The 674-nt window shown below is 46.6% G+C and carries 3 protein-coding genes; 2 read left to right on the top strand and 1 reads right to left on the bottom strand.

The window, feature by feature from the left end; genetic code table 11:
• Together CBG25_RS04200 and tnpB are read left to right on the top strand one after the other, a co-directional pair.
• The coding region (locus CBG25_RS04200; RefSeq protein ID WP_290604819.1) for a hypothetical protein at positions 1-238 on the top strand (238 nt) is incomplete at its 5' end.
• The gene (gene tnpB, locus CBG25_RS04195) at positions 235-438 is read left to right on the top strand and encodes an IS66 family insertion sequence element accessory protein TnpB (RefSeq protein WP_290604817.1); all 204 of its coding nucleotides are present in this window, start codon (positions 235-237) and stop codon (positions 436-438) included. The genes CBG25_RS04200 and tnpB, both read left to right, overlap by 4 nt.
• Here the strand turns inward: tnpB and CBG25_RS04190 are convergent.
• On the bottom strand, positions 424-674 hold a 251-nt coding region (locus CBG25_RS04190; protein WP_290603699.1), incomplete at its 5' end, for an IS30 family transposase. The genes tnpB and CBG25_RS04190 overlap by 15 nt on opposite strands.

Raw genomic sequence — 674 nt, 5'->3', positions numbered from 1 at the left:
CAATGCAAAAAAGCGGCTTTATCCTGTGGAAGAACAGCCCACGCATTTTATTCACGCCATGGCGCCGAATGCTATTATGACCTCCGGGGATGAAAAGTTGACGACTAAAATCTCCACGATAGAGAAGGCACAAACGCATTCGATTATCACCCTGGAGCTGTCTCACTGTACGTTACGGCTGACAAGCGGAATTTCGCCGTGTTGGCTGGCAACCTTCATTCGCGAGATGGCACCATGAAGATGTTTGTCGAAGTGCCGGCCATTTACCTCTATTCAGGTCATGTCGACTTTCGTAAAAGTATCAACGGCCTGTTGCTGATTATCGAGCAGGATATGGCACATTCCCCTTTCGATGAGGCCCTGTTCGTCTTCTGCAACCGACATGGCCCATTCCCAGTCGAAACGCAACAAACCCATAAAACGTTATGCAGCCATTAGATGAGCTAAAAATACTTCATTTGGAGAAAAATAGCCCAACGATTTTCGTCCCCGAGTATTAAGTATGTGCTCAAGTTCTGCAATCTCGTTGTCCGTGACTGAGTTGAAATCCGTTCCTTTTGGGTAAAAACGGCGGATAAGTCCGTTACTGTGTTCATTTAAACCACGCTCCCATGAGTGATAAGGCCTGGCAAAGAAGACATTAGCACCGGTGATCTCAGTTATCTGTTTATGCA

Origin of the sequence: Arsenophonus sp. ENCA, from assembly GCF_002287155.1 — a bacterium.
Taxonomy (GTDB): domain Bacteria; phylum Pseudomonadota; class Gammaproteobacteria; order Enterobacterales; family Enterobacteriaceae; genus Arsenophonus; species Arsenophonus nilaparvatae.
This window is presented reverse-complemented; position numbering and strand designations above follow the sequence as displayed.

Bases quoted from the DNA above. Each gene is read 5' to 3' on its own strand.
- tnpB (WP_290604817.1), top strand. From the start codon at position 235: ATGAAGATGTTTGTCGAAGTGCCGGCCATTTACCTCTATTCAGGTCAT.